Source organism: Sphingobium sp. BHU LFT2 (genome assembly GCF_018604485.1).
Taxonomy (GTDB): domain Bacteria; phylum Pseudomonadota; class Alphaproteobacteria; order Sphingomonadales; family Sphingomonadaceae; genus Sphingobium; species Sphingobium yanoikuyae_A.
Map to the genome: position 1 here is coordinate 1 of NZ_JAFCGW010000074.1, position 827 is coordinate 827.

The 827-nt window shown below is 56.7% G+C and carries 2 protein-coding genes; both read right to left on the minus strand.

Going from position 1 to position 827, the window contains the following annotated elements:
- Positions 1-311: sigma-70 family RNA polymerase sigma factor (locus JQK15_RS26505; protein ID WP_251008045.1), on the minus strand; the 311-nt coding region annotated here is incomplete at its 3' end.
- Positions 312-626: 315 nt separating this feature from the next.
- Positions 627-827 (minus strand): penicillin acylase family protein (locus tag JQK15_RS26510; RefSeq protein WP_214869652.1); only part of this gene is annotated, 201 nt, incomplete at its 5' end.

Below are 827 nucleotides of genomic sequence, written 5' to 3' on the forward strand. Positions count from 1 at the left end.
CGTGCCTCGTCGGGAATGTCCTCAGCGGCCTCCTGCGGAAGTGTCGCCGGCCGTCGGGCGCTACGACACCAGTCGATTGCGCTGTTGCGGGCGATCGTGCACAGCCAGGTGATCGGACTGGCGCGTGCAGCATCGAACCTGTCGGCCCGGTTCCACACCTTGATGTACACATCTTGCAAAATATCCTCCGCCGCTTCCCGGTCAGCGCAGATACGGAGGCAAATTCCGAAAAGTTTCGCGGACGTCATGTCATAGACGAGATGGAGAGCTGCGCGATCATGGGCCGCTACCTGCCGGAGCGCTTCGATCAATTTCCTCCGCTCTGTGTCCTCGTCTCCCACATAGGCAGCCTAACAGGCTCGCGAAACAATTCAATAATCTGCTTTAGCATGGACCGGAATTTGATCGGCATTGCGGAAACGATGAACGCCGCCCAGCGCAATCCATCAGCCGAGGCAATTTTCTAGGCGCGCGACAGAATCTGATTGTCGAAAAGTCCTCGGTTGCCAGGAAGAGCAATCGGCCCGCTCCTGAGCGTCAGAAGTTAGCCTCTAAACCTCTTGAATGGGTCGGAATTGTCGATCGGCGGAATGGAGCATTTACCCCCCAAGCCATCGCGATATTGCTCAGAATACGGTCTTTTCTTCCAGATGCCCTTCCACATCCGTGCGGTCTATCCATAAGGTACGGAATTTCTTGTCGGCCAGCAGTTGCAACTGGTCGCTATTGTGTCGGGAACCGGGCTGGCTGCTATTGCCATAGCTCATCAGGCCGACGGCCTTCATCGGCGTGCCGAATTCGACCATGGAAACCCATGTCTCGCCATG